We start from the raw sequence: 21,864 nt of genomic DNA, 5'->3' as shown, positions 1-21,864 counted from the left end.
CATCCGCCACCAGCCCAAACTCAAGAGCCAGAGCAACCTAACGGAGTCCTACTAGCTACTTGCGCCTGAACAAGCCCGGGCTTTCGCTGGGGTGATACCGGTGTGAGTCGTCCGCCGCCGCCACGGTGGGGGTGGGTCTTGGTTGGGCCGGTGGTGGTGGCGATGTTGAGGGTGTCCGGACCACAGGACGCGTGGTGGGAGGTACTGCTGGAGCAAAGGCGGCAGCTAGCCGCCGAACTGGCCCAGATTCACGCCTCGTTGGATAGCGAGCGGTTCGTCGCCCCATGGCGGGCAGTGTTCGCCGAACGCCTGGGGCGGCCGCCGGTCGCGGTCGACACACTCGTGCGAACGCTGTACCTCAAACACCGCTACCAGCTCGGATACGAGACGCTCTGCCGTGAAGTGGAGGACTCGTTGAGCTGGCGGCAGTTCCGCCGGATCCCGCTGGCTTCCCCGGTGCCGCACCCGACCATGCTGGTCAAGCTCGTACGCCGCAGCGGCCCGCAGACCTTCGAACAGCTCAACGCCGCGCTGCTGGTCAAGCTGGTCGAGGACAGCTGCTGCGGTGCCGACAGCTGCGTTTCGACACCACCGTGATCAAAGCCGACGTCGACCACCATCGCCGTGTGCCGCGGATGGTCTCGGCGATCGGCCCACAGTTCAGCCCTGCGGCCACAGCGCGGCTGGAGTCAACTGCCCACACTCCAGGGTGGGTACGCCAGAGCGGGATTTCGGTCCACTGCACCACGCGTGCTCCGTGACGATAGCGGGCTCCACCCATACCGGGATCCCCGTGCTGGCGGTGGCGCCCAGGCATTCGCTGAGGAATCCTCGAAGCTGGTCCCCTTTCAGGGCGGGCGACGTTGTATCCCCGGCTCGTCATGCTCGCCGCTTGGTCCAGGGCGAACTGCGCGACGTCACCGACATCGACGGGCTGGATGCGCCGACTGGCCGAAGCGGGGGAGAGGAAGCATCTACCACGCTTTGTCTGCTCCTACCACCATGGCAGACGCCCCACGTACTCGCCGGATCCGGGAATCACCCCCCGGGCGCAGGGGGACTGCCGAGTCCCCGAACGGCTCCGTTACCGCACGCTGGAGATCCTTAATGGTGGGGGTTCTTGGCCTGATGACGGCTGGTGATGACGCTCCTTGAATTTCCCCACCCCTCGCTCTCAGGTGGGACAGACCTGCTTACCTTGATTCCCAGCCGCATCGCCTGAACTGCGGTGGAGGGGGCAAGGGTGAGGCCCTTGAGGATGCCCTAGCCGGGGACACTGTCCGCGAGCTGGTCGGCGATGGTGCGGGGTTCACGGCCGAGGAGTTCCCCCAGCAGGGGGTCGACCCCCGCGAAGCGGCCTTCGCGGGCGGCCTGGAAGGCGGTGAGCGTCATCCGGGCCATCACCTCCGGCGTGCCGGCCGCGACCTTGGCGGCGGTCCACTCCTCATCGTCCATCACGGCCCGCTTGATCCTGCGTCCGCTGACCTGGGAGGCCAGTGCGGCGACGTCGTCGAAGGTCACGGCCTGTCGCGCGGTGAGGGTACCGGTCCGTCGAAGGGGCGGTCACCGGCGAGGATGACGGCGGCCGCCTCGGCGGCGTCGGCACGGTCGGTCCAGGAGACCGGGCCGTCCGCCGGGGTCGTGATCGTGCCGGTCTCCTGCCAGGGGCCGAGCAGCCAGCCCAGGCTGTGGGCGTAGAAGCCGTTGCGCAGTGAGGTCCAGGCGACGCCGGATTCGGCGAGGAGCTGCTCGGTGGCGGCGTGGTCGCGCGCCGGGTGGAAGGGGCTGTCGGCGCCGGCGCCCTGGTGGCTGGTGTAGCGGATGTGCTGGGCTCCTGCCTGGACCGCGGCCTCGATGTCGCCCGGACAACATCCTCGTCGACCGCGAGGTCGTCGCGGTCATCGAGGAACAGCAGCAGCGGATCCGCGAACGCTTCCCCGACATCATCCCGCGCCATCTGTTCATGCAGCGGACCGGCAACCGCCAGGGCGACAAGCCCTACCCGTCCGGCACCTACAACTGGATGCTCCGCGAGTTCAGCAAGATCGTGAAGATCACCGACAGCAAGGGAAAGCCGGTCGGCCTGAGTCACACTCACCGATTCCGTCACACCAAACTGACGAGACTCGCCGAACTCGTCCTGCCCGTCCATGTGTTGATGCGCTATGCCGGGCACGCCACCCCGTCGATGTCGATGCACTACGTCGCCGCCCGCCAGGAACAAGCCGAGCAGGCATTCCTGGCCACCGCCAAACTGCGGGCGGACGGCACCCACGTCACCTTCTCCCGCGACGACCACGACAGCCTCCACCTGTTCAACCGGGCCGACCGGTTCCTGCCCCACGGCTGGTGCATGCTGCCGCCCCTGCAGACCTGCGACAAGGGAAACGTCTGTCTGACCTGCTCGGTCCTCGTCACCGACGACTCCCACCAGCCCGCCCTGGAAAGGCAGTTGGCCGAGACAGCGGCACTGATCGACCGCTCCACTACCGCCTTCCAAGAGCGCCACGGATGCGCCATGCCCGAGGACAACGTCTGGCTCCTGCAGCGACGGGCCGAGCACACGGCCCTGACCCGGCTCCTGGAAACCATCGGCGACAAGCCCAACTGCGCCGTCCAGGGCGCCGGCTGCGGTGCCGCCCCGGCAGGCCCCGTCCCGCTCGCTCTCGACCTTGACTGTCACCGAAGGGCCTAACCGTGACCGACGCCCGCACCAAGCGCACCCAGACCCTGAACGCCGCCGCCAAGGCGAAGTCACAGGCCAAAACGAAGACCGCCGAGCAGACTCTCCGCACCCTCATTAAGCGCGGCGAGCCGATCACCTTCCAAGCCGTTCAACGCGAGGCCGGCGTCTCCCACGCCTTCCTCTACAACCACCCCGACCTGCGCGGACGCATTGAACGCCTGCGGTCCCAAGCCCGCCCGATTCCTGCACCGGCCGCCCTCGCCGACGCGGAAAGCACCCTCGTTCTCGCCCTGACCAGCCAGATCACACGCCTGAAGAAGCAGCACCGAGAAGAAGTACAGGCCCTGCGGGACGCATTGGAGCAGGCCCACGGCGAGAACCTCGACCTCCGACGCGAACTCGCACGCCGCGGCGGCGGGCCCACGCCGCACCCTCAGTGACGGCCCATTTGACCAGCCATCCAAGCCGCGTGCTTACGGATTCGGGCCACGTCGTCGGGAAAGTAGCTCTCCCAGCCCTCGTCCAAGCGCATCCAGGCCACCGGCTGCCCGGCCTCCGCGACGAACGGCGTCGCCACATCAACGACCGCGACATACGACAGCCCCAACGTGACCGGCCAGTCCGGGTGAAACGAACGAACTGCGACCTCCGCCGGCTCAGACAGCAACTCCGGCTGAAGCCCCGCCTCTTCGAAAAGTTCCCGGCTCGCACCCTCTCGCGGTGTCTCTCCGGCCTCGACCTTCCCGCCCGGCGGAACCCAGCCCCGCCAACGGTGCTTCACCAACACCACCCGGGCAAGATCCTCGTCGAATACCCAGACCTCGGCCGCAAGCGGCTCCATCGGCCCCTGCCTGGCAGAGGCCAACCACTGGCGAGCCCCGTCAAACTCCGCCACCGCCCGCTGGGAGTCAACTACTGCCGCCTCGAAGACCCGCTCGTCGACCACGTTCCGAATCATCGGGACAAGATATGGGGACGCACTGACATCGCAGCTCTGTCACTTCAATCTCGTGAACGTCACACACTGCGGTGACATGCCGAACCTCACGGCAAACCGTTGATAACGGGCGGGGTCGGAAAGACACACGTCGCCCAGGCCCTCGGCCACCTCGCGGTCCGCCAGGGCGCCCACGTCCGGTTCGCCAAGACCAGCCGGATCCTCGCGGACCTCGCCGGCGGCCATGCGGGGCGCACCTGGGACAAGCGGATCCGTGAACCGGTACGGCCCGACGTGCTCATCCTGGACGACTTCGCCATGCGCCGACTCGGAGCGTCCCAGGCCGATGGCCTCTACGAGCTGGTCAACGAACGGCAGGGAAGGTCCCTGATCATCACCAGCAACCGGGCGCCCTGCGACTGGTATCCGCTCTTCCCGAACCCCGTCGTCGCCGAGTCGCTGCTGGACCGGCTGATCAACACCAGCCACCAGGTCATCATGAACGGGCCCGGCTATCGCCCGAACAAGCGACCCAAGAACCCCACCGACAAGCCCCCAGTTCGCTAACGCCCGGCCCCGTCGACGTTCCATTCCAGCGGCAGTGCCTCGTCGCAGAAGACGCAGACGAAGTCCTCCTCCCGGACGATGTTCAGCTGGTCGCAGGCAGGACAGCGCCGGAACACGACCTTGTGGGTGAAGCCGGTAGGGTGCTCGATCCCGGCTGCGTCCAGAGCCTTCGCGACGGCCGGCCACGAGGGGATGTCCGGGCAGTATCCGGTCGACTGATTACTCACCTCAGCGACCACCCACTGCCCGGACTCCTCGCGGAAGCTCATCTCTCCGGCGCCCAGAACGGGGCCACCGCCAGCACACACCACGTGCTCGCTCCGGCGCGGCGCGAGCCGCAGCACAGCCATCGAGTCGACGACGAACGTGAAAGGCTCGGCCAGCTCCACCGCTGCCAGAGCCGAAGCCCAGTCGTCGAAGTCTGCCGCCGAGTGGATGCTTCGGCCCTCAGCCTCCGGCCGGACAAGGGCCCGCAGATCCGGCGGTCCCACATACCGATAACTCCACCCCAGCAAGTTCACGCTGGCCAACCTAACGCTCGCCCGAGGCCAGGGCCTGGGGAATTACGTGAACTTACCCGTGGGGAATATCGGGCTCTGTCGACGATCTTGTGGTGCCGCCCGGCTGGACTGGGCATCTACGGGGTGTGCCGGTTCAGGGGATTTGGGGCGCTTACTGCCGCATTTGGCGGATGTGGTCATAGGGCCCGTCGAGTGGGTTGCCGGGGTGGTCACGTTTCACACGTCGTGCCGGACGCTCCCGGCGAGATGCACGGACTGCGCGATGCCATCCTGGCGGGTGCACGGCCGGTAGCAACGACGGCTCGCTGACACGCCGATCGGCGGTGCATCAACCGTGATCGAGCTGACAGTGCGCCGTTTCAAGTGCCTCAACTCCCGTTGCCCGGCGGTGACGTTCGCCGAGCAGATTCAAGGGCTGACCAGCCCGTACGCCCGTTACACCCCGGTACTTCGCACGGTGCTCACCTCGATCGCCCTGACGCTGACGGGCCGTCCCGGGGCGCAGCTTGCCGGCGCGTTGAGCATCCGCGTCGCGAAGGACACTCTCCTGCATCTCCTTCGCGCTGTCCCCGAGCCGCATCCGGCCCAGGTCAGAGTGCTGGGCGTGGACGATTTCGCGCTGCGAAAGGGCGATTCGTACGCCACCATCCTCGTCGATTGGAGGCCCGCCGACCGCTCGATGTGCTGCCCGGCTGGGATGCCGCGCCGCTGGCCGACTGGCTGCGCGGTCACCCCGAGGTGGAGATCATCTGCCGGGACCGGGCCGGCGCCTAAGCCGAAGGCGCCCGCGCCGGTGCCTCGCAGGCGAGGCAGATCGCGGACGGGTGGCATCTGTGGCGAAACCCGCCGAGTCCCTGGAGAAGACGGTCGGCGCCCACCACAGCTGCATCCGGGCCGCGTTCGCGGCCCCCCTGGCCACGAAGGAGCCCGCCGCCGGGAACCTGGTCACCGAGGAACCGTCCATCGCCGAGAGCATCCCGTTCGTTCCGCCGGACGGGACCCTCGACTTCGCGGGCTGCGCCTGGTGGCCCGCACCACCGAACGTTACGAGGCCGTGCAGCAGCGGCTGGCCGAGGGCAAGACCCTGGCCGCGATCCGCCGTGAACTGCGGCTCGACCCTTGGCATCCCCACCATGCGTGGTGATCGATGAACCCACGAAGGTGGGCTGCCGCATGGCCCTCAACCAAGATCGAGAACAGGTTTAAGAAGCGTGCGTCAAACGCCCTTCAGAACACGATCAAGTGCTGCCCGGCCTGAAGGTCCCCAGTGCGGCTTGCCGCCGGGAAGGCCTCGATCTCCGTTCTGCCCCATGAGCATCAGGAACAGGCTCTTCATAGCGGCCAGCCCGCGGGCGCGCCGGATCGCCGCCTCGTCTGCATGCGCGTACATGTCGAAGAACCGTGAGGCCGTGCCCGCGGGCAGCAGCACCCATGCGGCGGCGAGGTCCCACGCCGGATCGCCGGCGAACATGGCACCGAAGTCGACGATGCCCGAGAGCGTTCCGTCCGAGACGACGACGTTCGCGGGATGGAGGTCGCCGTGCACCCACACCGGCGGGCCCTCCCACGTGTGGGCCGCAACGGCGCTGTCCCAGACGGCCCGGACGTCGGCAGCGATGTCGTTGGGGCCAACGGCCTGGAAGAAGTTCTCGAAGCCGTCCGTGCAGTTCCTGGGATGGGCACCGAAGTCCGTAGAGATCGGCGCCTCGGCGGGCGCCTCCACATGGAGCGCCTGGAGGAAGCCCGCCAGCGTGTCGGCCGCGTGGTCGCCGCGGCTGATCGAGCCGTGGTCCAGCGGCTCGCCGGGAACCCACGTCATCACGGTCCAATGCTTGGGGAAGCGCTCGGACGGTTCGCCGAACCGCACCGGGAGCGGCACCGGGAGCGGCAAGCGCGGGGCCAGCACCGGTAGCCACCGCCGCTCCTTCAGCTGGAGCTCCGGAGTGGGGTCCATGCGCTGCATGCGCACGGCCAACTCGTCCCCGAGGCGCCACATTTGGTTGCCCCAGCCGCCCGCCACCTCTCGGATGGCCAGCCCTGCAAGGTCTGGATGTTGCTCCTGCAGTAGGTCGCGGACCAGGTCTGCGGTGATCTCGATCTCGGTGTCGGTCATGCGAAGTCACAGTACTGAGGCGGCAGGCGGAGCAGTTCTCGCTCTCCGGAACATCTCGCTGTGCCCCTCTGGCATCACCAATTCGGTTTCAAAGAGCTGCAGATCAGAGGCTTTGGGACGGACGGCCCCAAAGTTCAGAGAAGCCTGCGTTCGATGCTCGATGCTTCGCCCCGACCCTGCCCAGAAGCCGCGGTTGAATGAGATCCGCGACTACCTACGCGACCGCATCGCGGAGGCCGAACGCGAAGGCTGGCTCGGGGAGATCGAGGGCCTGCAGGTGAGTCTCACCGGCGCCGAGGAGAAGCTCTCCCGGATGAACACCGACCTGGCCCGCCGAAAAACTGTGGTTGATCTCGGCATGCCGAGCTTTAAGGTCCTGATGCCGCCTTCGGCGGCATCAGCCATCTGACCGAACGCTTCGCGGTCGACGTTGTCGGGGTTTCCGGCCTCGAACGAGCAGGCCCGGTGCATGTCGCCCATGTGGGCCACAGCCTTGCGGCAGGCCAGCAACGCGTCCCGGGCACCGAACTCGTCGCCCTGACCGGACTTGTGGAAGCGCGTGACCCTCGCCCCGCGCTTGAGCGGGTCGCGGGAGTGCATGAACTGCTCCAGCCGGTGCCCGAGCACGTAGGCGGAGGCACGGGCCCTGGGCACCGCCCGCCGCAGGCGGCTGCCGTCTGGGATGCCGGTGCCGCGGGAGATGCCCGCGTAGGACAATTCGCGGCCCGCGTTGGGACTGAGCCACAGCAGAACATCGATGGCGTCCTGCTCCAGTTGGGAGGGGGTGTCACTGTCGCGTTTGGGACTCACCGAAGCTTCTTCTCACTCTCGTCCAGGAACGCTTGCAGAGCCTCGTCGTTCAGCGCCGTGTAAGGGCCGGCGGCCAGGTCACGGATGAAGGCGATGGCCGCTTCGGACACGGTGCACAGATCGGTGATGGCCCGGCTGCGCTCCCCGGTGAACTGCACCTGGTGAAGCTGCAGCAGCGACAGCGCCCGCAGCGTGGCGAGGGGGACCTCGGTCATCTCGGTGAAGACCTGCAGGGCCACGTCGGGCTCGGAGGGTTCGCGCGACGTGGTGCGGACGGCCCGCTCGACGTCCGCGGCCTCCTCGTCCTGAGCCCGGCGGCCCGGGGGCGCTTCCTCCACCTCACACTCGCCCTCCCCGGCCGACTGGACAGCTGCCCTGCGGTCATCGGGGTCCGCTCGTGCCTCGCGCCGCTCGAACTCTGCCAGCGCTTCCCGGGCGGCATCACGGGTGGTGGCATCCGCCAGGATCGCGGTCTTCAGCGCCTTCGGCTGCTGAGCGACGTAGACCGGGGAACCCGGCTTGATCCCGGCCCGCTCGGCTTCCTCCTCGATCGCCTGCCGTCGCTCGCCGTTGTTCATGCGAGTGTCGGCGTACGCCTGAACGTGCTCAACCCCGTACAGGTGAACGTGCTCAGTTGGTGATGGCTGACCACGGGCTCTCGTCGGTCCGCTATAGATGGTCGACGGCACCGGGCGGCCAGGCCACTTCTCATGCCACCTTGATGACAACCTTGCCCGCAGCGTGGCCGTTCTCGACGGAGGCGAGTGCGGCCAGGGCGTCGGAGAGCGGATGGACCGCAGTGATCACGGGTGCGAGAACTCCGTCGAGGGCCAGCCTGGCGGACCGCTCTAGACTCTCCCGGTCGAGGCGCCGCTCGATGAAACGCCCACCGAGATCGGGCACAGACGTATCACCCACGGCGATGACGTTGCGGGGATCCCGGGCCAGCGGAGCGACCGTCCGCAGCGAGGCGCCTCCGACCAGGTCGACGATCCCGTCGAAGCCGTCCGGAACCAGCTCGCGTGCCGCGGCGACGACGTCCCCGGCGGTGTAGTCGATGAACCGTACCCCGATGGCCTCGGCCTGCTCGCGCTTGGCGGTACTTCCGGTGCCGATCACACGCAACTCGCGCCCGATGGCCAGCCGGGCGACGACGAGGCCGACCCCACCCCCGACCCCGTTGACCAGGACCGTGGCACCGGCCGGGAGGCCAAGCTGGTCGAGCACATCCACGGCGGTCGTCCCGGCCACGGGCAGTGTTGCCGCCACGGTCGCGGACAGGCCCGCCGGGATGCGCGCGGTGTTCGGCGCGGACAGCATCGTCGTCTCGGCGTAGGTGCCGCCACCAGTGAGTGCGAAGCCGAAGACCGCGTCACCCACCTCGAGCCCGTCAACGTCCTCGCCCCGGGCGAGAACGGTTCCCGCTGCCTCCATGCCCAGCACAAGGGGAAACGGACGCCCGCCGTCGAGCCCGGGGATCAGACCCGAGCGCAGCATGTGGTCGAGGGGATTCACGCCAGCCACGTCGACCCGGATCAGCACCTCGCCGCGACCGGGGACGGGATCGGGACGATCGAAGAACTCCTGCACCTCGGGCCCGCCATACCTGCCGAAACCCCACGCCTGCCCCATCTTCTGCCGCCTCCCATGTGACCGACCCGGTGATTCCGGGCTCTGCAGCCATCCTCACCTCTCACATCGATGTCAGGGGCAAGCGACTGAGACGCAGGTCACAGCATCAGGCCAACCGTGCCGCCGGCTCCGGCAACGTGGACAGCTCCGCCCGGTGCCGGCTGTTGGCCCTAATCAGCACGTCGAGCGCATCCCGGGTCTCGATCAGGTGCGCGATGTCGGCGTCGATCCGGTCGCGCTCGCGCATCATCGCCGTGAACGTCTCCTCGGCGACGCCCAGGTCACCCGGGACGTCCACACACGGCAGCACAGTCGCGATCACCCGGCTGGACATACCCGCGTCGAACAGCTGTCGGATGAGCGACACGCGCTGGACCGCCGCAACGGAATAGTGACGCTGCCCGGTATCGGAGCGTGAGCTGGTCAGCAGGCCCTGCTCTTCGTAGTACCGCAATGAGCGCGGACTCACGCCCGTGCGCGTGGACAACTCGCCGATCCGCATTCCTGAGAGCCTACGCTCGCGTGCTCCAGGTGCAGACCGCCGGCGAGTCATGGACACCCACGGACGCCGCCACAACCGCAGGGTTGTCGTCCTGGTCCCACAACTGAGCATGTTCGTCTGTACGCGCCTGAGCACTTTTCTCAGTACGCCGACAGCAGGGTGAGCGTGGGCATGGTGTCCGCGTTGTGGCAGCCCAGCTGTGGAGCATGGAGAACAACCTCTCGGGCGCGAACATGGACTTCGAGGAGTTCGCCGGCGCCGTCGACGAGGACGGCGTCTTCCTAGGCTTCTGAGTCACTGGCCGTTGGGCGGTGTCAGGCTGCGGACGCGCTGGGGCGTCCGCCCCGGCGGATGCCCGTGCTGTGCCACAACCGAGACGACGGTTGCCTTTGGTGCCCCCAAAAGGCGAAGCTGCCCGGAACGCTTGCGTTCCGGGCAGTATGTGGGCGGCAACCGGGAAACTCCTCGGAGAGTCGCAGGTCTCAGCCGTCTCAGGCCGCGGCTGTTGGGTTCGCCGATCCGGTGGCGCGGCGGTGTTCGGCGTTGATGCGTTGGGCTTCTTCGAGCTGGTCTTCGAGGATGACGATGCGACAGGCGGCCTCGATGGGGGTGCCCTGGTCGACGAGCTCACGCGCGCGGGCGGCGATGCGCAGCTGGTAGCGGGAGTAGCGGCGGTGGCCGCCCGGGGAGCGGAGTGGGGTGATCAGGCGGGCTTCGCCGATGGCGCGGAGGAAGCCCTGGGTGGTGCCGAGCATCTCGGCGGCCCGGCCCATGGTGTAGGCGGGGTAGTCGTCGTCATCGAGACGGCCGTACGAGTCGTCTGCTGTCATCGCACCTCTCTGTGGAACGCGTCGAGGGGCTCTGGTGCCGTACGGCACCAGAGCCCCGAAGGAACTGCTACACCATCTGCCGACCCCGGTACTGCGTCGGCCTTCTGTTTTCGCGGACCCGACCGAGATGCTGTCGGGGGCGCGGGGATCGCGGTTGCTCGACCGGAGACCACCTCACTATCGATGTCCTGCGGTACCCGGGCTCATTACGTCCGCCCGGGCGATCCTGATGGCGCTAGGCCCCTCCGTTCTTCCCTCGGTGATCAACTACTTGCCAAGCTGGGGACTGCGTACTGCTGGTGATGCGAACTGCTCAGTGGCCTGTGACAGCGCCACTCTTCGGTAGCCAGCCCCGTTGCCCGTCCTGCCTCTGCTCTGGCTTGGAACCCCACTGCCGAACCTCCCGGCACGCGCGCCCGCAGCCGACGCCTTCACCGAGGTACTGCTCACTGACTTCACTGCTGGGTACTACGCACTGCACTTACCGGTACTGCGACAGCGTTAACCGCGGTGCTGCTCACGGCGGCCCCTGATCACTGCGGGCCACCCGGTCCGGTCGTCAGCCCCGTCGCCGTCCTGTAAATCCCTGGCTTCGGAACTCCACCACCGCACCGTCCTGCGTACTGCAACTGCACACTGCTGCCCGGCAGTTCGTGTCTGCCAGGCCCCGTTGATCTCGGCTACGAGAGAAACCATAGCCACACCGCCACCCAATGTCTACTCTGGCCAACATAGATTTCCGCCCATCCATCAGTGGGATAATCGACCTCAACCAGCGACAGGGGCAAGGGCGAGGCCGAGCGATGGGCATGGTGCAGCTGATGGTCGTAACCTGCGACCGCCGCAGGCGAGGGCGCGGTCTGCACTTCGCTTTGCCCCGGCGACCCTCCTGAGTGAAGCGGTCGGCCATCAGACCCGCGCGTACTACCCGTTGTCGCCGTGGTCAGCCGCGCATCCGAACGCCCCGGTCAGCCCTCGGGTGCGGGCCAGCTGCCGCAGCTCGGTGCGCGCCGCAGGCGCCGAGGGGGCGGTCATCCAGTAGGGATGCCATCACAGGCGTACGGGCAGGAGCAGCAGGCGGCGGCGCAGGTCCGTGGTGTCACGGGGGCGGGTCGCGGCGAGTGCGTCGTAGGCGGCGTTCCAGGCGCGCTGCGGCTGGACCCGATCGTCGGGGAGGTCGGTGGAGTCCATACCTTAATGAGATCGCGTGTTCGAAGTTTCTGTCACGCTGGACACGTCCGGATGCGCTGACCAGCTGCGGTCGGGGCTGAGCGCGGTGCGGCCGCACTCGCGGTCGGGCCTCCGGAGTCGTGGTCGCCCCGACCGTGACGGTCAGGAGGCGCGCAGGACCGCGCCGGCCGGGCCGATCGTGTCGGGCCCAAACTTGGCGCGGACTCGGTCGACTGCCTCCGCCATGACCAGCCGGGCTTCGCGGTCGTTGCAGGCCGTGCACGGGCTGCCGGTGTCGAATCGGACGGCAAGGTCCAGCTCCACCACCCGGCCGTACGCAGTGAGACTGCGGGGCCATCAGTTCTTCCTGGCTGATGCGGGAGCGCTCGGCGTTTCCAGGCATGCAGCCGTCCTTCTCGCGCGGTGTTCGGGCACTGTCGGCCCTTGACCGAGCGATGGGGTTTGCGTGCGTGTGTCCGGGCAGGCGCTTGCATGCGACGTTCCCACCGCCGTGATGCACGGCAGGGCGGCACGCAAGATTCTTACTCTGTGGTGCGCGCTCCGGAACCCGAGACCACACCCCAGCCCGAACGTGAGGGTGCCGCTGCTGCCTCGCGGGAACGGCTGGAGCAGGAGCTTCAGCAGCTCAGGCAGGCCATGGAGAGCCGTCCCGCGATCGATATGGCTCGCGGAGTGCTGGTGAAGGTGTTCCGCTGCCCGCCTGAGGAAGCCTGGCGGATCATGGTGAGGGTGGGTGTCCCAGAACTCCAATGTGAAAGTGCGGAATGCCGTGGAGGTTCTGCCGGAGACGGTGCAGGGCGAGCCCTTCCCGGACGACCTGCGTCCCCACCTTGTGGCCGCAGTCCAAGCGGTGTGCGATCTTGACGCGTCGGACATGAATGGCTCGACGGTCGGCGGGTAGGCGGCGGAGGCTGGTCGGGGATGCGGTGAAGTGCCTGGGGAGGTCGACCGCCGCATCCCCACCGGGGCGCCACAGTCACGGTCGCCTCGGGCGGGGGCTGGGTGAGGGGATTTGAAGGTCCAGCTTGACCTGGGCGATCACTGTCGGCCGTCGAAGCAGGTCGCTGGTGACGGTGGCGGCAACCTCTTCGTCCTGCGCAAGGGTGTGGATCGCGCTGACCTTCTCCTGCGGGGTGGCCCTCTGCCCGAGCGGCCGGGCACGCATTTTCTCCGTGCCGGGCAAGGCGTGGGGTCCGTGACTGTACTGGACACCCGAGCGGCAGCGCGTGTCCACCCATCTTCGGTCTGTGCAGGACGTGTTCGCGCAATTCGCCGCAACCTTGTGGCCCTAACAGTGGGTACTGGCCCCGGCGGTGAGGCTCGGTTGGCCCCACCCGGTGGCGCCGGGATGGTGTAACGGCTGACCTTCGGCAGCAACTTCATCGAGACCGGAACCGACTCCTACCGCCTCTCCCACACCCGTGCCCAGCAGGCGGCGACGAATACAGGATCACCTGCGGTCCGCACTGATCACCTCGCCATCGGTCGAAAAACCCTTCACGAGCGGAGGGACAGCAGGATCCGGCGCCTATGCATGTTGATGGCAACAACTTCAACCATGACCTCATCACCGATCCGAAAGACGCTCTCAGGCTCATCTGCGTCGCGCTCTGAAAGTTCCTGGATCGGAACGAGTCCCGCAAAATTCTCGTGGACTTGGACGAAGGCTCCGAACCTCATGACCCTCTCCACACGGCCCGCAATCACCCGACCGAACTGAACGCGAGCGAACTCCTCAAGCGGATCCGGATAAAGCGCCTTCAGTGAGAAGGAAGCCCGTTCCCGCTCGATATCGACATCCAGGACCACGATGGTGACCTCCTGCCCGACCTCCACGATGTCTGACACCGCGTCGAAATGGTGAGCCCAGGTCAACTCGGCCCCATTCACCAGTCCATGGAAGCCCCCGATGTCGACGAAGGCGCCGAACTGCTCGATGGACGACACCACCCCTTTGCAGACCTGGCCCCGCTCCAGCGCCTCCAGGACCGTCCGGCCACCTCGGTCTGCCGTCTCCGCCATGCCGCCACCCCTTCTCCAGCAGCCAAGACTCTCACGTCGGACCAGCGCGAGGGAGACGGCAGAGCGGCCTGAAAGTGGGGCCAACTCTCGTCGATACTCACAGCCCTGACGATCAGCAAGTGGGGCCAACACTCGTTGTTGGGTGGGGCCACGACTCATTGGTGAAGCCAACCTTGTGGCGCCCGCGTCACGCGGTCGATCAGGCTGGTTCCCGCATCGGCACATCGGGGACAGGGAGCACGGACATGACGGTCGCGGACGACGCAGTGGCGAACCGCGACGACGTGCAGTCGGTACGCCGGTGGGTGCGGCTGTCGTCCAATGATCCGGGCACCCATCTGCCCGCCCTGGCCGAGATCGCGCGGGAGCTCCGGCTGTCCGCGCCCGTGGTCCGCTCGGCACTGAAAAAACTCGCCGCCGACGGGCTGGTGGCCCTCCACGCCGACTACCGGCTCTACAGCGTCGGCACCACGACCCCGACCGAGCGCGCCTACCGAATGATGCGGACCGCGATCCACCGAAGCTACGAACCCGGCGAACGGTTCATGACCCGCTTCGAGATCACCCGGACGTTCGACATCGGCACCAAAGAAGCGGCGGCCGCGGTGCGCCAGCTGATCGCCGAAGGACTGCTGACGGGGCCGCGCGGGCAGTACGTCAACTCCTACAGCACAGACCAGCAGCGCCGGCGCGTCAAGCAGCTGCGTGAGCGCGCCAGCGACCTGCGCCGCGAGGCCCTGGAACTGAATGCAGACGGCGCGGCAGATCGAGCAGGAGCTGCCCACCGGCGGCGACTCCAGAGACACGTAGCCACGCTCTGCTCGCGTCCCGGCCCGGCACCACGCACCTGGTGTCACATCAGCCCGAGCCCGTGAGGTCTGCGAGCCTTGCACCCTGTCTCCTCAGGCAGACGCGGGCTGGTCGGCCTCAAGCGCCCAGGAAGAGCGAGTTGTCCGTCGACGGCCACGATGTGACGCCGGCCAGCGACATCTACAGCCTCGGCAGCTCATCGGCTGGATCTTCAGCGGGACCTGGCCGCAGGCCGATGTGCCCTTACTGCCTCCGCCGGGATCGTGGTTCGAGGTCGTACGCCAGGCCACCCAGCTCGATCCCGCCCGCCGGCCCCAGGACACGGCGGCCTTCCTCGACCTGGTCGACCGTGAGACGGATACCGGAAGCGAGCTGCCCATCGTGCGCGCCCAGCGCCTGCTGGAGGCGGCCGACAAGAAGAACGACACCGCTGCGGCCGCTCAACTGCTCACTCTCGCCGCCGATCAGCCCGGCTCCGATGAGTTGTACCTGGACGTGATCACCAGGCTGAAGGTGACGGCCGCCAGGAAGGCGATACTCGACAACCTCGCGCAGGCGGTCGCCGTGGTGCAGGCGCTGCCTGAACATGCCGCGGCCGACGACTGGCCCAGCTGGGAGGAGCCCGACCGGGCCGTGTGGTGGCTGCTCGGTGTCGCCCGCCTGGCAGCGCGCGAAAAGTAGTGGCCATTGCTCGACGCGGCCGTTCAGGGCATGGGTGACTGGGACAGCCGCCTCGATCGGCGGAAACCACGAGACGACATCAAGGACTGGATGCGCGAGCTCACTGGGCACGCCGCGAGCATCGTCGCCTCCGCCCTGCGCGCCCAATCGGATGGAGCCCGCCTCCTTGGGTGGAGAGATAGATCGAGCAGGCGTGGGGCCCGTCAGGTGCGTTGAGGGCTCCGGCGGGCGAGAGCCGCCATGACCGGGTTGTAGTTGATCTGGCCGCACCACAGGAGGGTGGGGTGGGGTTCGCTGTGACGCCGGACTGCCTCCGCCAGGGTGCGCCATCCGACCTGGGGCAGTGGGATGCGGTAGCGGACTCGGGGCAGTTCTGGTGCCAGAGGTTCGTCATCGCAGATCAGGGCACGCAGGACGGGGTCGCGGTCATCAGCCGGGCCGCGGGGGACCAACTCCAGCGATACGGCCTGTGCGGTGTAGTACACGGCGATGCCGGCCACCGATTCCCACTGGATGACCTGCATGGCATGGCCGTTGTGCACCCACAGTCCCGTGTGGTCCGCGGCGATCTTCTGATGCCGTTGCCGCCATGCCACCACCAGCATCACCCCGCCGAGCGCGCCGACCCCCACCATGACCGCTACCGCAGTGCTGAATCTCCCCGTCATCAGTCCGGCCACTCCCGCGACCCCCAGGAGCAGTGGGATGGCAGCCGCAATCAGGAGGCCCCGCATGGTTCGACGGCCGGCGTGGAGCACAGTGGCATGAGGAGATGGGGAGGGCATGACCTGAGTTTAGGAGGCGTCAGCAGCCGGGACTCGCCCTGGATGAACGAAATATCGGGTAGGTGGTTCTGGACGTCGCCGCCGGCAGATGGGACGTGGCCTGCGAGGCCGCACTTGCGTACCCGATGGGTCTGCCGGCAGGGTCCGTCAAAGACCAGTGCCGGCCGCCCGCCACGCCGCGAAGAGGTCGTCGCGCGCGGAACGGGAGGTGTCGTCACGCTCGCCCTTGAGGAGCAGCGTGGTGACCACCGTGTGGACGGAGATGATCAGGTGACCGATCACGGTCAGGCCGCGCTTAAAGAGTGTTTTGTCGTGGTGGGGATGTTTGGTTCGGAGTGGGGTGTCGCGCCAGTTCAGGGTGATTCGCGGGTGAGGCGTCTGCTTATGAGGTGTCGATCATCGCGAGGCGGATCATGGCTTCGGAGCGGTGCGGGTGGGTCTCGTAGTCGCGGGCGAGGCGGCGGTGGTCCATGAGCCAGCCGAAGGTCCGCTCGACGACCCAGCGTCGCGGGATGGCTTTGGTGCGGTAGCCGGTGTCGGTCCAGGCTTTTCTGACCTGCGGGTTCGCGGCGGCGATCCGGGAGAACAGGTGGTTGCCGCCGGCGTTGTCGGAGACGCTGGCAGTGGTGACCCAGACCGTCAGCAGCAGGCCGAGGGTGTCGACGCCGAGGTGACGCTTGCGGCCTGCGGTCTTCTTGCCTGCGTCGATGCCCTGCCCCGTGGCCGGCACGTTCGCGGAGGTCTTGATGCTCTGGGCGTCGAGCACACAGGCACTCGACTCGGCGTCCCGGCCTTCGGCCTGGCGCACCAACTGGCGCAGGATGCCGTTGAGTTGGTGAAAGATGCCGTCCTTCTGCCACGCTGCGAAGTGGCCGTAGACGGTCTCCCGTGGCGCGAAGTCGTGCGGCAGATAGCGCCACGGGATCCCGGTCCGGTCCACGTAGAGGATGGCGTCCATGATCCGGCGCAGGTCGTGCCGGGGCGGGCGCCCGATGTCCAGGCTCTTGCCCCTGCGTTCGGTTCGCCAGGTGGTCAGGGTGGGCCCGATCAGCTCCCAGCGGGCATCGGACAGACCGCTGGGATACGGGCGACGACGCGTCATGTTCCGTTAGTACCGTCGGACACAGCTTGCCCCAGGGCGCAAACGGCGTCAGACGGGGGCGCCCTGGGATCAGACAGAAGCGAACCAGTCAAAGCGTCCTGCCGGACGACATGACCGCATCGCACACCCGGGCCCCAGCAGCTCCAGGGCCGGCTGGCATCGGAAGCGCCACTAAACACCATCACCAGGACAAAACGCTCTTTAAGGCGCCTGAGGTGTCTTGTCAGCGCTCACGCTGTCCGGTGTGGTGCGCGGGCGCTCCGGCCCGAGGCGAGGCACCCTTATGCACTCCATGACCGGCCGGCAAAAGCAGTTCCAGACGTCGCCACTGCGACTCGTCAGTTCTGTCCGATGCGGCGTTCAAATCCCGGGACGCACACGTTGGTTTCCTGCGGGCCGCAGCCAGCCGGTTGGACGAGGTCCGGGGTAATGTCGGCCGTCGTGGTACACCCGGCGAGGGCCATGGCACGTGACAGCTGTTCCCGGTAGGAGTGGAGCAGCGACTCCACACCAGCTGCGCCGGCCAGGGCCAGCGCCCACAGGATGGGGCGCCCGATGAGGACGGCATCGGCGCCAAGGGCCAGTGCCACCAGGACGTCCAGTCCGGTCAAGATGCCGCCGTCCGCCAGGACCGGCACCTGTCCGGCCACCGCCTGAACCACCGGCGACAGGGCCCGGCTTGTGGGCAGGACGCGGTCGAGCTGCCGGCCGCCGTGGTTGGAGACGATGATGCCCTGGGCGCCGGCCTCGACACAGGTGAGGGCGTCGTCGGGCCTGAGAACCCCCTTGACGAGAACCGGCAGGCCGGAGAGGTCGCGTAGTCGCGCGATGGCGTTCGGTGTGATGGAGGGATCCTGTTCGAGGGCTTCGGGCCGCATGGCCGGATCGGACAGGCGGGCGCCGGTGTCGCCGCACTCGCGGTCGGGCAGGACGTCGACGACGCGCCGGATTCGACGTCGACCAGCAGCGTGCCGTACCGCTTTCCCTTCCGGAACGCGAAGTCGTCGACACCGAGGACGCGCGGCGCCTGTTCGGGGACGGTCGGCTCCGTGAGCAGGCCCAGCAGCCGGGCCCGGCCCGCCTTCAGCCGCAGCAGCCGACACAGCCGTTGACCGGGACGGCCACCGAGCTCGACCGCGACCGCGTGCTGCCACAGCTTCAGCCCGAGGCTGGAGCGGCGGTACCGCTCACTGAGCTGGGCGACCTGCTCGACAAACGTCCGCCGCGGACACCGGCCGCGGTCGCAGAAAAACCGCCGGACCCGTAACCGCACGGTCAGGCTCCGCCCGTTCACCGGCAGTCCGGCCAGGCCCCGCTCGTACGACGAATGCACCCTCGATGCCTGCGAGTTACACCCCGGACAACGTGGTGGCGGCTCGCACGCGACCGCCTCGACGACCAGCCCCTCGGCGGCCTCGGTGACGCGCGTCAACCGCACATCGAAACCGGAGAACAGAACATCAGCGAGCGATTCGACCCCCATGCGCAGGATGTCCCGCAGAGGAACGTTCCTGCATGCCGCCCCTGACCTGGGCATTCACGAAACTACGGCCAGAACCTTGAAAACGGCCACTCCTTACTCGGGCGAACCCACACCTGCTCAGTGGATCTCCCCACGCATGCGGCGCTTGGGGGGGAGGAGGAGCGAGCGCGATGACGAGCGACCTGGGCGCGGAAGTCACACTCGCGGCGGTCGCAGGGCGCTGGCGATGACGGTGGTCACCATCTTGCGGATGGCGGCGGTCTGCGGCGGGGTGCTTGCCCGGTCGGCGAACAGCAAGTGCGCGGCTCCGACGAGGGTGGGGGCGAGCGTGTCGATGTCGGCGTCGTCGGCCAGGCGCCCCAGCTCCCGCTCGGCGGCAAGGTAGGCGGCGATCATGGAGGTCGCCTGCATGGCCAGCGGGATACCGGTGAGACCGGCCTGGCGCAGCCGGGCACGTAGGCCGTCGCGGAAGGTGATGAGCGCGACGATCGCCACCGTGACCGGCCCGAACAGGTCCTGCAGAGCTTCGGCCAAGTTGTCCACCACGCTCCCGGTCCCTGCGGCCGCGCTCAGAACCGTGTCCCGGTCCTCGATACCGCGGATGCGGTCGAGGACCAGTTCAGCCAGGAAGGCATCGAAGTCGGTGAAGTACCGGTGCAGCACGCCCTTGGCACAGTTCGCCTCCTCCGTGACCGCCCGGCTGGTCAGCGCGTCGGGCCCGTCCCGACGCAAGACGCGCTCGGCTGCCTCGAACAACTGGCCGCGCACGTTGTGGATGTGTACCCCTGTCGGCATCGTCCCGCTTTCCGTTCTGGCCCCACTCCCATAAGTGGGCATGCGCCCACTAGAGTGGGCGCATGCCCACTCTATCGCAGGGACAACCGGACCGTTCCGGACCCGAGCCCCACCGCCACCGGCAGGTGGCCGAGTCGTTCGGCGTGGACGCCGAACGCTACGACCGCACCCGACCGCCGTATCCCGACGCTCTGGTGGACCGGATCATCACGGCAAGCCCTGGCCGGAACGTCCTCGACGTCGGGGCCGGGACCGGCATCGAAGCCCGGCAGTTCCAAGCGGCCGGCTGCACGGTGCTTGGTATCGAGCCCGACGAGCGCATGGCCGCCTTCGCGCGACGCAGCCGTGTCGAGGTCGAGGTCGCCAGATTCGAGGACTGGCAGCCGGCCGGGCGACAATTCGACGCGGTCATCGCCGGCACCGCCTGGCACTGGGTGGACCCCGTCGCTGGCGCGGCCAAGGCGGCCCAGGTGCTCCGGCCCGGCGGCCGACTCGCCCCCTTCCACCACGTCGCCCAACTCCCGGAGCAGGTGATCGACGCGCTCGCCGAGGCACACCAACAGGTCGCTCCCGACTCCCCGCTCAACCTCGGCCTGCTGAAGGGATCAGCCCTGGACGCATCCCAACCGCTGTTCGCGAGGATCGCCGACGGCATCCGGAAGACGGGCAGGTTCCGCGAGCCGGAACAGTGGCGCTTCGCCTGGGAGCGCACCTACACCCAGGAGGAATGGCTCGACCAGCTCCCCACCTTCGGCGCCCTCACCCAACTCCCCGCAGACAAACTGGCGGCGATCCTGGACAGCGTCGGGGCCGTGCTCGACACGCTCGACGGACACGTCACAGTTCCTTACACCACCGTGGTAGTCACTTCGACCCGCTCCAGTACGGCCTGACCACCACAAACGTCGGGTGTCGCCGAGCGCCGGCAAACTGATGGCTCGGCGACCGCCCGGGCAAAGGCTTGAAAGAGCGGGGAAAGTTCTCCGGCGTCTTGCGCCAGGACTCGGGCAACAGCAGCAGCGACGCACACCCACCCCGCCGCACCATGGCGGAAGGCTACTCGCCAGTGCCGAGACCGCAGACGTGCTCGTCCATAGGAGAACCTGGCGGGCCCGGTGCCGATGCGCTCGCCTAAACTCCCCACTCCGTTGAAAGGCGGGCCGAGTGGAGCGACGAGCAGCCTTGGCCGTTTTCAAGAATCCTCATCACCGATGCTCCATCCGCTGGAGACCTCTGAACTGGCCCTGTGCGAAGAGGAGAACCGGCCCCGTTTGTTCGCCCGGACGTGGGCACGCAAGGAGGCATACCTGAAGGGGTTGGGCACAGGGTTGAGGCGTGGGCTTTCCACCGACTATGTGGGTGCGGCGCAGAACCCGGGCACTGATCCGAAGGGCTGGCGGATCAGCGATCTCGAGGTGGGCGACGCCCACGCGGCGGCCGTCGCCATCCAGTGCTGACACGCCTCTACGGCGCTGAAGCAACAGCCCTTACCTGCCCAGCCAGTCCAAGGAGCTGTCCGAAGAAGGGCTTCAGCCGGTCATGTCGGGGCCGTGGGATTCCTCAAGAAGCCGGGCGGCGAGGTCGTCGGCCCACGCCAGGGCCCAGGTCCGAAGGGCAGCGACGGCGGAGTCGTCGAGGCCGTAGGCGGTGAAAGCTTCGTCGTCGGTCCACTCGGCCTCTGCGAGGTTCGCCTGGAGGTCCTCTTGCTCGAAGCGCCCGCGGGCATGCCGACGGCGCCAGAAGAGTGCCCGACGCCACCGCCTGCCTGTGAGGTTCGGGGTGGGATCACGACGGATCACGATGCTCCTATGCGTGTGACTGACGGACAGCCGCTCAGGCCAAACGCCCACCGCGCCAGAAGCCGCCTCCCATACCCAGCGCACCCACGAGTCACAGCGCGCGCCGCACAGCAGGCGCCTGGATCGTCGACGAGCGAGCTCTTGGACGAGCGGACGCAGCGTCACTCGGTGCGCCAGGACTCCAGACGCTGCGCGACGGTGCGCAGATCAGCTTCCTGCGCGCGGACCGCCTGGGCGAGCTCGTACAGATCGTCGTCCTCGGCTTGGAGCGGCTGGCCGGAGACGTGCATGTACTGGCTGGTACAGGCCCAGCCGATGACCAGGTTGTAGTCGGTGAAGGGGCGCAGCAGCAGCGCGGTGTGCAGGAAGGTCGCGGCCCGGGAAGCAGCCTCCTCGTAGTACAGGGCGCCGCGCTCCCGCTCGAACTTGTGCCGGTCGGCCATGTACCCCAGGTTGCCCCAGTCCGAGATGGGCACGTTCAACGGGGAGATCGCCGACTGGATCTGCAGAACCCAGCCGACGTCGACTCGGATGATCGGGCTCACCTGACGCTTGGAGGGGGGTTTGTTGGTGTATGGAGCGGCGGTGGGTCTGGTGT

Annotated in this window: 27 protein-coding genes and 5 pseudogenes; 11 read left to right on the top strand and 21 right to left on the bottom strand. The window is 67.9% G+C overall.

What is annotated here, in order from left to right:
- Positions 1-162: 162 nt before the first annotated feature.
- Positions 163-617: pseudogene (locus ACFWP7_RS40905) on the top strand (transposase); the annotation flags it as partial.
- Between the two features lie 646 nt (positions 618-1,263).
- Here the strand turns inward: ACFWP7_RS40905 and ACFWP7_RS40900 are convergent.
- Positions 1,264-1,521 (bottom strand): hypothetical protein, encoded by a 258-nt coding sequence (locus ACFWP7_RS40900; protein ID WP_384393125.1) that lies wholly within the window; start codon positions 1,519-1,521, stop codon positions 1,264-1,266.
- Between the two features lie 442 nt (positions 1,522-1,963).
- On the opposite strand from ACFWP7_RS40900, the gene ACFWP7_RS40895 reads away from it, so the two are divergent.
- On the top strand, positions 1,964-2,695 hold the full coding sequence (locus ACFWP7_RS40895; RefSeq protein WP_384393122.1) for a tyrosine-type recombinase/integrase: 732 nt from the start codon (positions 1,964-1,966) through the stop codon (positions 2,693-2,695).
- Positions 2,696-2,697: 2 nt separating this feature from the next.
- Positions 2,698-3,126, top strand: a complete 429-nt coding sequence (locus ACFWP7_RS40890) for a DUF6262 family protein (RefSeq protein ID WP_384393119.1) — start codon at positions 2,698-2,700, stop codon at positions 3,124-3,126.
- On the opposite strand, the gene ACFWP7_RS40885 is transcribed toward ACFWP7_RS40890, so the two are convergent.
- On the bottom strand, positions 3,120-3,644 hold the full coding sequence (locus tag ACFWP7_RS40885; protein WP_384393116.1) for an NUDIX domain-containing protein: 525 nt from the start codon (positions 3,642-3,644) through the stop codon (positions 3,120-3,122). The genes ACFWP7_RS40890 and ACFWP7_RS40885 overlap by 7 nt on opposite strands.
- A gap of 99 nt (positions 3,645-3,743) precedes the next feature.
- On the opposite strand from ACFWP7_RS40885, the gene ACFWP7_RS40880 reads away from it, so the two are divergent.
- Positions 3,744-4,190, top strand: coding sequence for an ATP-binding protein (locus tag ACFWP7_RS40880; RefSeq protein ID WP_384393113.1), 447 nt, complete (start codon positions 3,744-3,746; stop codon positions 4,188-4,190).
- Here the strand turns inward: ACFWP7_RS40880 and ACFWP7_RS40875 are convergent.
- Positions 4,187-4,720, bottom strand: coding sequence for a hypothetical protein (locus ACFWP7_RS40875; RefSeq protein ID WP_384393111.1), 534 nt, complete (start codon positions 4,718-4,720; stop codon positions 4,187-4,189). The two genes, ACFWP7_RS40880 and ACFWP7_RS40875, sit on opposite strands and share 4 nt — an antisense overlap.
- Positions 4,721-5,544: 824 nt before the next feature.
- Here ACFWP7_RS40875 and ACFWP7_RS40870 point away from each other — a divergent pair.
- Positions 5,545-5,862, top strand: a complete 318-nt coding sequence (locus ACFWP7_RS40870) for a hypothetical protein (RefSeq protein ID WP_384393108.1) — start codon at positions 5,545-5,547, stop codon at positions 5,860-5,862.
- Positions 5,863-5,927: 65 nt separating this feature from the next.
- On the opposite strand, the gene ACFWP7_RS40865 is transcribed toward ACFWP7_RS40870, so the two are convergent.
- From ACFWP7_RS40865 to ACFWP7_RS40845, 5 genes are all read right to left on the bottom strand, one after another.
- Positions 5,928-6,824, bottom strand: a complete 897-nt coding sequence (locus ACFWP7_RS40865) for an aminoglycoside phosphotransferase family protein (protein ID WP_384393106.1) — start codon at positions 6,822-6,824, stop codon at positions 5,928-5,930.
- A 210-nt stretch (positions 6,825-7,034) separates the two neighbouring features.
- Entirely contained in the window at positions 7,035-7,634 is a 600-nt protein-coding gene (locus ACFWP7_RS40860; RefSeq protein WP_384393103.1) for a hypothetical protein, read from the bottom strand.
- Positions 7,631-8,212, bottom strand: coding sequence for a hypothetical protein (locus tag ACFWP7_RS40855; protein WP_384393101.1), 582 nt, complete (start codon positions 8,210-8,212; stop codon positions 7,631-7,633). The genes ACFWP7_RS40860 and ACFWP7_RS40855 overlap by 4 nt, the downstream gene beginning before the upstream one ends.
- A gap of 130 nt (positions 8,213-8,342) precedes the next feature.
- Positions 8,343-9,266: an NADP-dependent oxidoreductase gene (locus tag ACFWP7_RS40850; protein WP_384393098.1), complete on the bottom strand. Its 924-nt coding sequence runs from the start codon at positions 9,264-9,266 to the stop codon at positions 8,343-8,345.
- A 106-nt stretch (positions 9,267-9,372) separates the two neighbouring features.
- The gene (locus ACFWP7_RS40845) at positions 9,373-9,768 is read right to left on the bottom strand and encodes a MerR family transcriptional regulator (RefSeq protein WP_384393095.1); all 396 of its coding nucleotides are present in this window, start codon (positions 9,766-9,768) and stop codon (positions 9,373-9,375) included.
- A 161-nt stretch (positions 9,769-9,929) separates the two neighbouring features.
- Here ACFWP7_RS40845 and ACFWP7_RS40840 point away from each other — a divergent pair.
- Positions 9,930-10,061, top strand: a pseudogene (locus ACFWP7_RS40840) (DUF6924 domain-containing protein); the annotation flags it as partial.
- 198 nt (positions 10,062-10,259) lie between these two features.
- Here ACFWP7_RS40840 and ACFWP7_RS40835 read toward each other — a convergent pair.
- The 3 genes from ACFWP7_RS40835 to ACFWP7_RS40825 form a co-directional block, all read right to left on the bottom strand.
- On the bottom strand, positions 10,260-10,598 hold the full coding sequence (locus tag ACFWP7_RS40835) for a MerR family transcriptional regulator (protein ID WP_384393092.1): 339 nt from the start codon (positions 10,596-10,598) through the stop codon (positions 10,260-10,262).
- Between the two features lie 1,050 nt (positions 10,599-11,648).
- Entirely contained in the window at positions 11,649-11,789 is a 141-nt protein-coding gene (locus tag ACFWP7_RS40830; protein ID WP_384393089.1) for a hypothetical protein, read from the bottom strand.
- A 141-nt stretch (positions 11,790-11,930) separates the two neighbouring features.
- Positions 11,931-12,092, bottom strand: coding sequence for a hypothetical protein (locus ACFWP7_RS40825; RefSeq protein ID WP_384393086.1), 162 nt, complete (start codon positions 12,090-12,092; stop codon positions 11,931-11,933).
- Between the two features lie 168 nt (positions 12,093-12,260).
- Here ACFWP7_RS40825 and ACFWP7_RS40820 point away from each other — a divergent pair, with 168 nt between their 5' ends.
- Positions 12,261-12,653 (top strand): ANTAR domain-containing protein, encoded by a 393-nt coding sequence (locus ACFWP7_RS40820; RefSeq protein WP_384393083.1) that lies wholly within the window; start codon positions 12,261-12,263, stop codon positions 12,651-12,653.
- 163 nt (positions 12,654-12,816) lie between these two features.
- Here the strand turns inward: ACFWP7_RS40820 and ACFWP7_RS40815 are convergent.
- Positions 12,817-12,927: pseudogene (locus tag ACFWP7_RS40815) on the bottom strand (DUF6192 family protein); the annotation flags it as partial.
- A gap of 359 nt (positions 12,928-13,286) precedes the next feature.
- A complete protein-coding gene (locus ACFWP7_RS40810) occupies positions 13,287-13,811 on the bottom strand; it encodes a S1 RNA-binding domain-containing protein (RefSeq protein WP_384393080.1) in 525 nt (174 codons plus the stop codon).
- Between the two features lie 245 nt (positions 13,812-14,056).
- On the opposite strand from ACFWP7_RS40810, the gene ACFWP7_RS40805 reads away from it, so the two are divergent.
- Both ACFWP7_RS40805 and ACFWP7_RS40800 read left to right on the top strand, forming a co-directional pair.
- Entirely contained in the window at positions 14,057-14,686 is a 630-nt protein-coding gene (locus ACFWP7_RS40805; protein WP_384393077.1) for a GntR family transcriptional regulator, read from the top strand.
- A 172-nt stretch (positions 14,687-14,858) separates the two neighbouring features.
- Entirely contained in the window at positions 14,859-15,302 is a 444-nt protein-coding gene (locus tag ACFWP7_RS40800) for a hypothetical protein (protein WP_384393074.1), read from the top strand.
- A gap of 203 nt (positions 15,303-15,505) precedes the next feature.
- Here the strand turns inward: ACFWP7_RS40800 and ACFWP7_RS40795 are convergent, their stop codons facing one another.
- The 6 genes and pseudogenes from ACFWP7_RS40795 to ACFWP7_RS40770 all read right to left on the bottom strand — a co-directional run bounded on the left by ACFWP7_RS40795 (position 15,506) and on the right by ACFWP7_RS40770 (position 19,467).
- Complete coding sequence (locus ACFWP7_RS40795; RefSeq protein WP_384393072.1) at positions 15,506-15,970, bottom strand: hypothetical protein; 465 nt, start codon at positions 15,968-15,970, stop codon at positions 15,506-15,508.
- A 264-nt stretch (positions 15,971-16,234) separates the two neighbouring features.
- Entirely contained in the window at positions 16,235-16,369 is a 135-nt protein-coding gene (locus ACFWP7_RS40790; protein WP_384393069.1) for a hypothetical protein, read from the bottom strand.
- A gap of 100 nt (positions 16,370-16,469) precedes the next feature.
- Positions 16,470-17,189 (bottom strand): IS5 family transposase, encoded by a 720-nt coding sequence (locus tag ACFWP7_RS40785; protein WP_384393066.1) that lies wholly within the window; start codon positions 17,187-17,189, stop codon positions 16,470-16,472.
- Between the two features lie 338 nt (positions 17,190-17,527).
- Positions 17,528-18,067, bottom strand: a complete 540-nt coding sequence (locus ACFWP7_RS40780; RefSeq protein WP_384393063.1) for an alpha-hydroxy acid oxidase — start codon at positions 18,065-18,067, stop codon at positions 17,528-17,530.
- Between the two features lie 371 nt (positions 18,068-18,438).
- Positions 18,439-18,672, bottom strand: a pseudogene (locus ACFWP7_RS40775) (transposase family protein); the annotation flags it as partial.
- 195 nt (positions 18,673-18,867) lie between these two features.
- Entirely contained in the window at positions 18,868-19,467 is a 600-nt protein-coding gene (locus tag ACFWP7_RS40770) for a TetR family transcriptional regulator (protein WP_384393059.1), read from the bottom strand.
- A 62-nt stretch (positions 19,468-19,529) separates the two neighbouring features.
- Between ACFWP7_RS40770 and ACFWP7_RS40765 the strand changes: the two genes are divergently transcribed.
- Both ACFWP7_RS40765 and ACFWP7_RS40760 read left to right on the top strand, forming a co-directional pair.
- Entirely contained in the window at positions 19,530-20,360 is an 831-nt protein-coding gene (locus ACFWP7_RS40765; protein WP_384393056.1) for a class I SAM-dependent methyltransferase, read from the top strand.
- Between the two features lie 318 nt (positions 20,361-20,678).
- Positions 20,679-20,924: a 4'-phosphopantetheinyl transferase superfamily protein gene (locus ACFWP7_RS40760; RefSeq protein WP_384393053.1), complete on the top strand. Its 246-nt coding sequence runs from the start codon at positions 20,679-20,681 to the stop codon at positions 20,922-20,924.
- A gap of 72 nt (positions 20,925-20,996) precedes the next feature.
- On the opposite strand, the pseudogene ACFWP7_RS40755 reads toward ACFWP7_RS40760, so the two are convergent.
- Together ACFWP7_RS40755 and ACFWP7_RS40750 are read right to left on the bottom strand one after the other, a co-directional pair.
- Positions 20,997-21,200, bottom strand: a pseudogene (locus ACFWP7_RS40755) (hypothetical protein); the annotation flags it as partial.
- A gap of 227 nt (positions 21,201-21,427) precedes the next feature.
- The coding region (locus tag ACFWP7_RS40750; protein ID WP_384393050.1) for a hypothetical protein at positions 21,428-21,864 on the bottom strand (437 nt) is incomplete at its 5' end.

The sequence above is a fragment of the Streptomyces sp. NPDC058470 genome (assembly GCF_042721055.1).
In the GTDB taxonomy this organism is placed as follows: Bacteria; Actinomycetota; Actinomycetes; order Streptomycetales; family Streptomycetaceae; genus Streptomyces.
The sequence above is the reverse complement of the archived record's forward strand: the minus strand, read 5'-3'. Positions and strand labels throughout refer to the sequence as shown.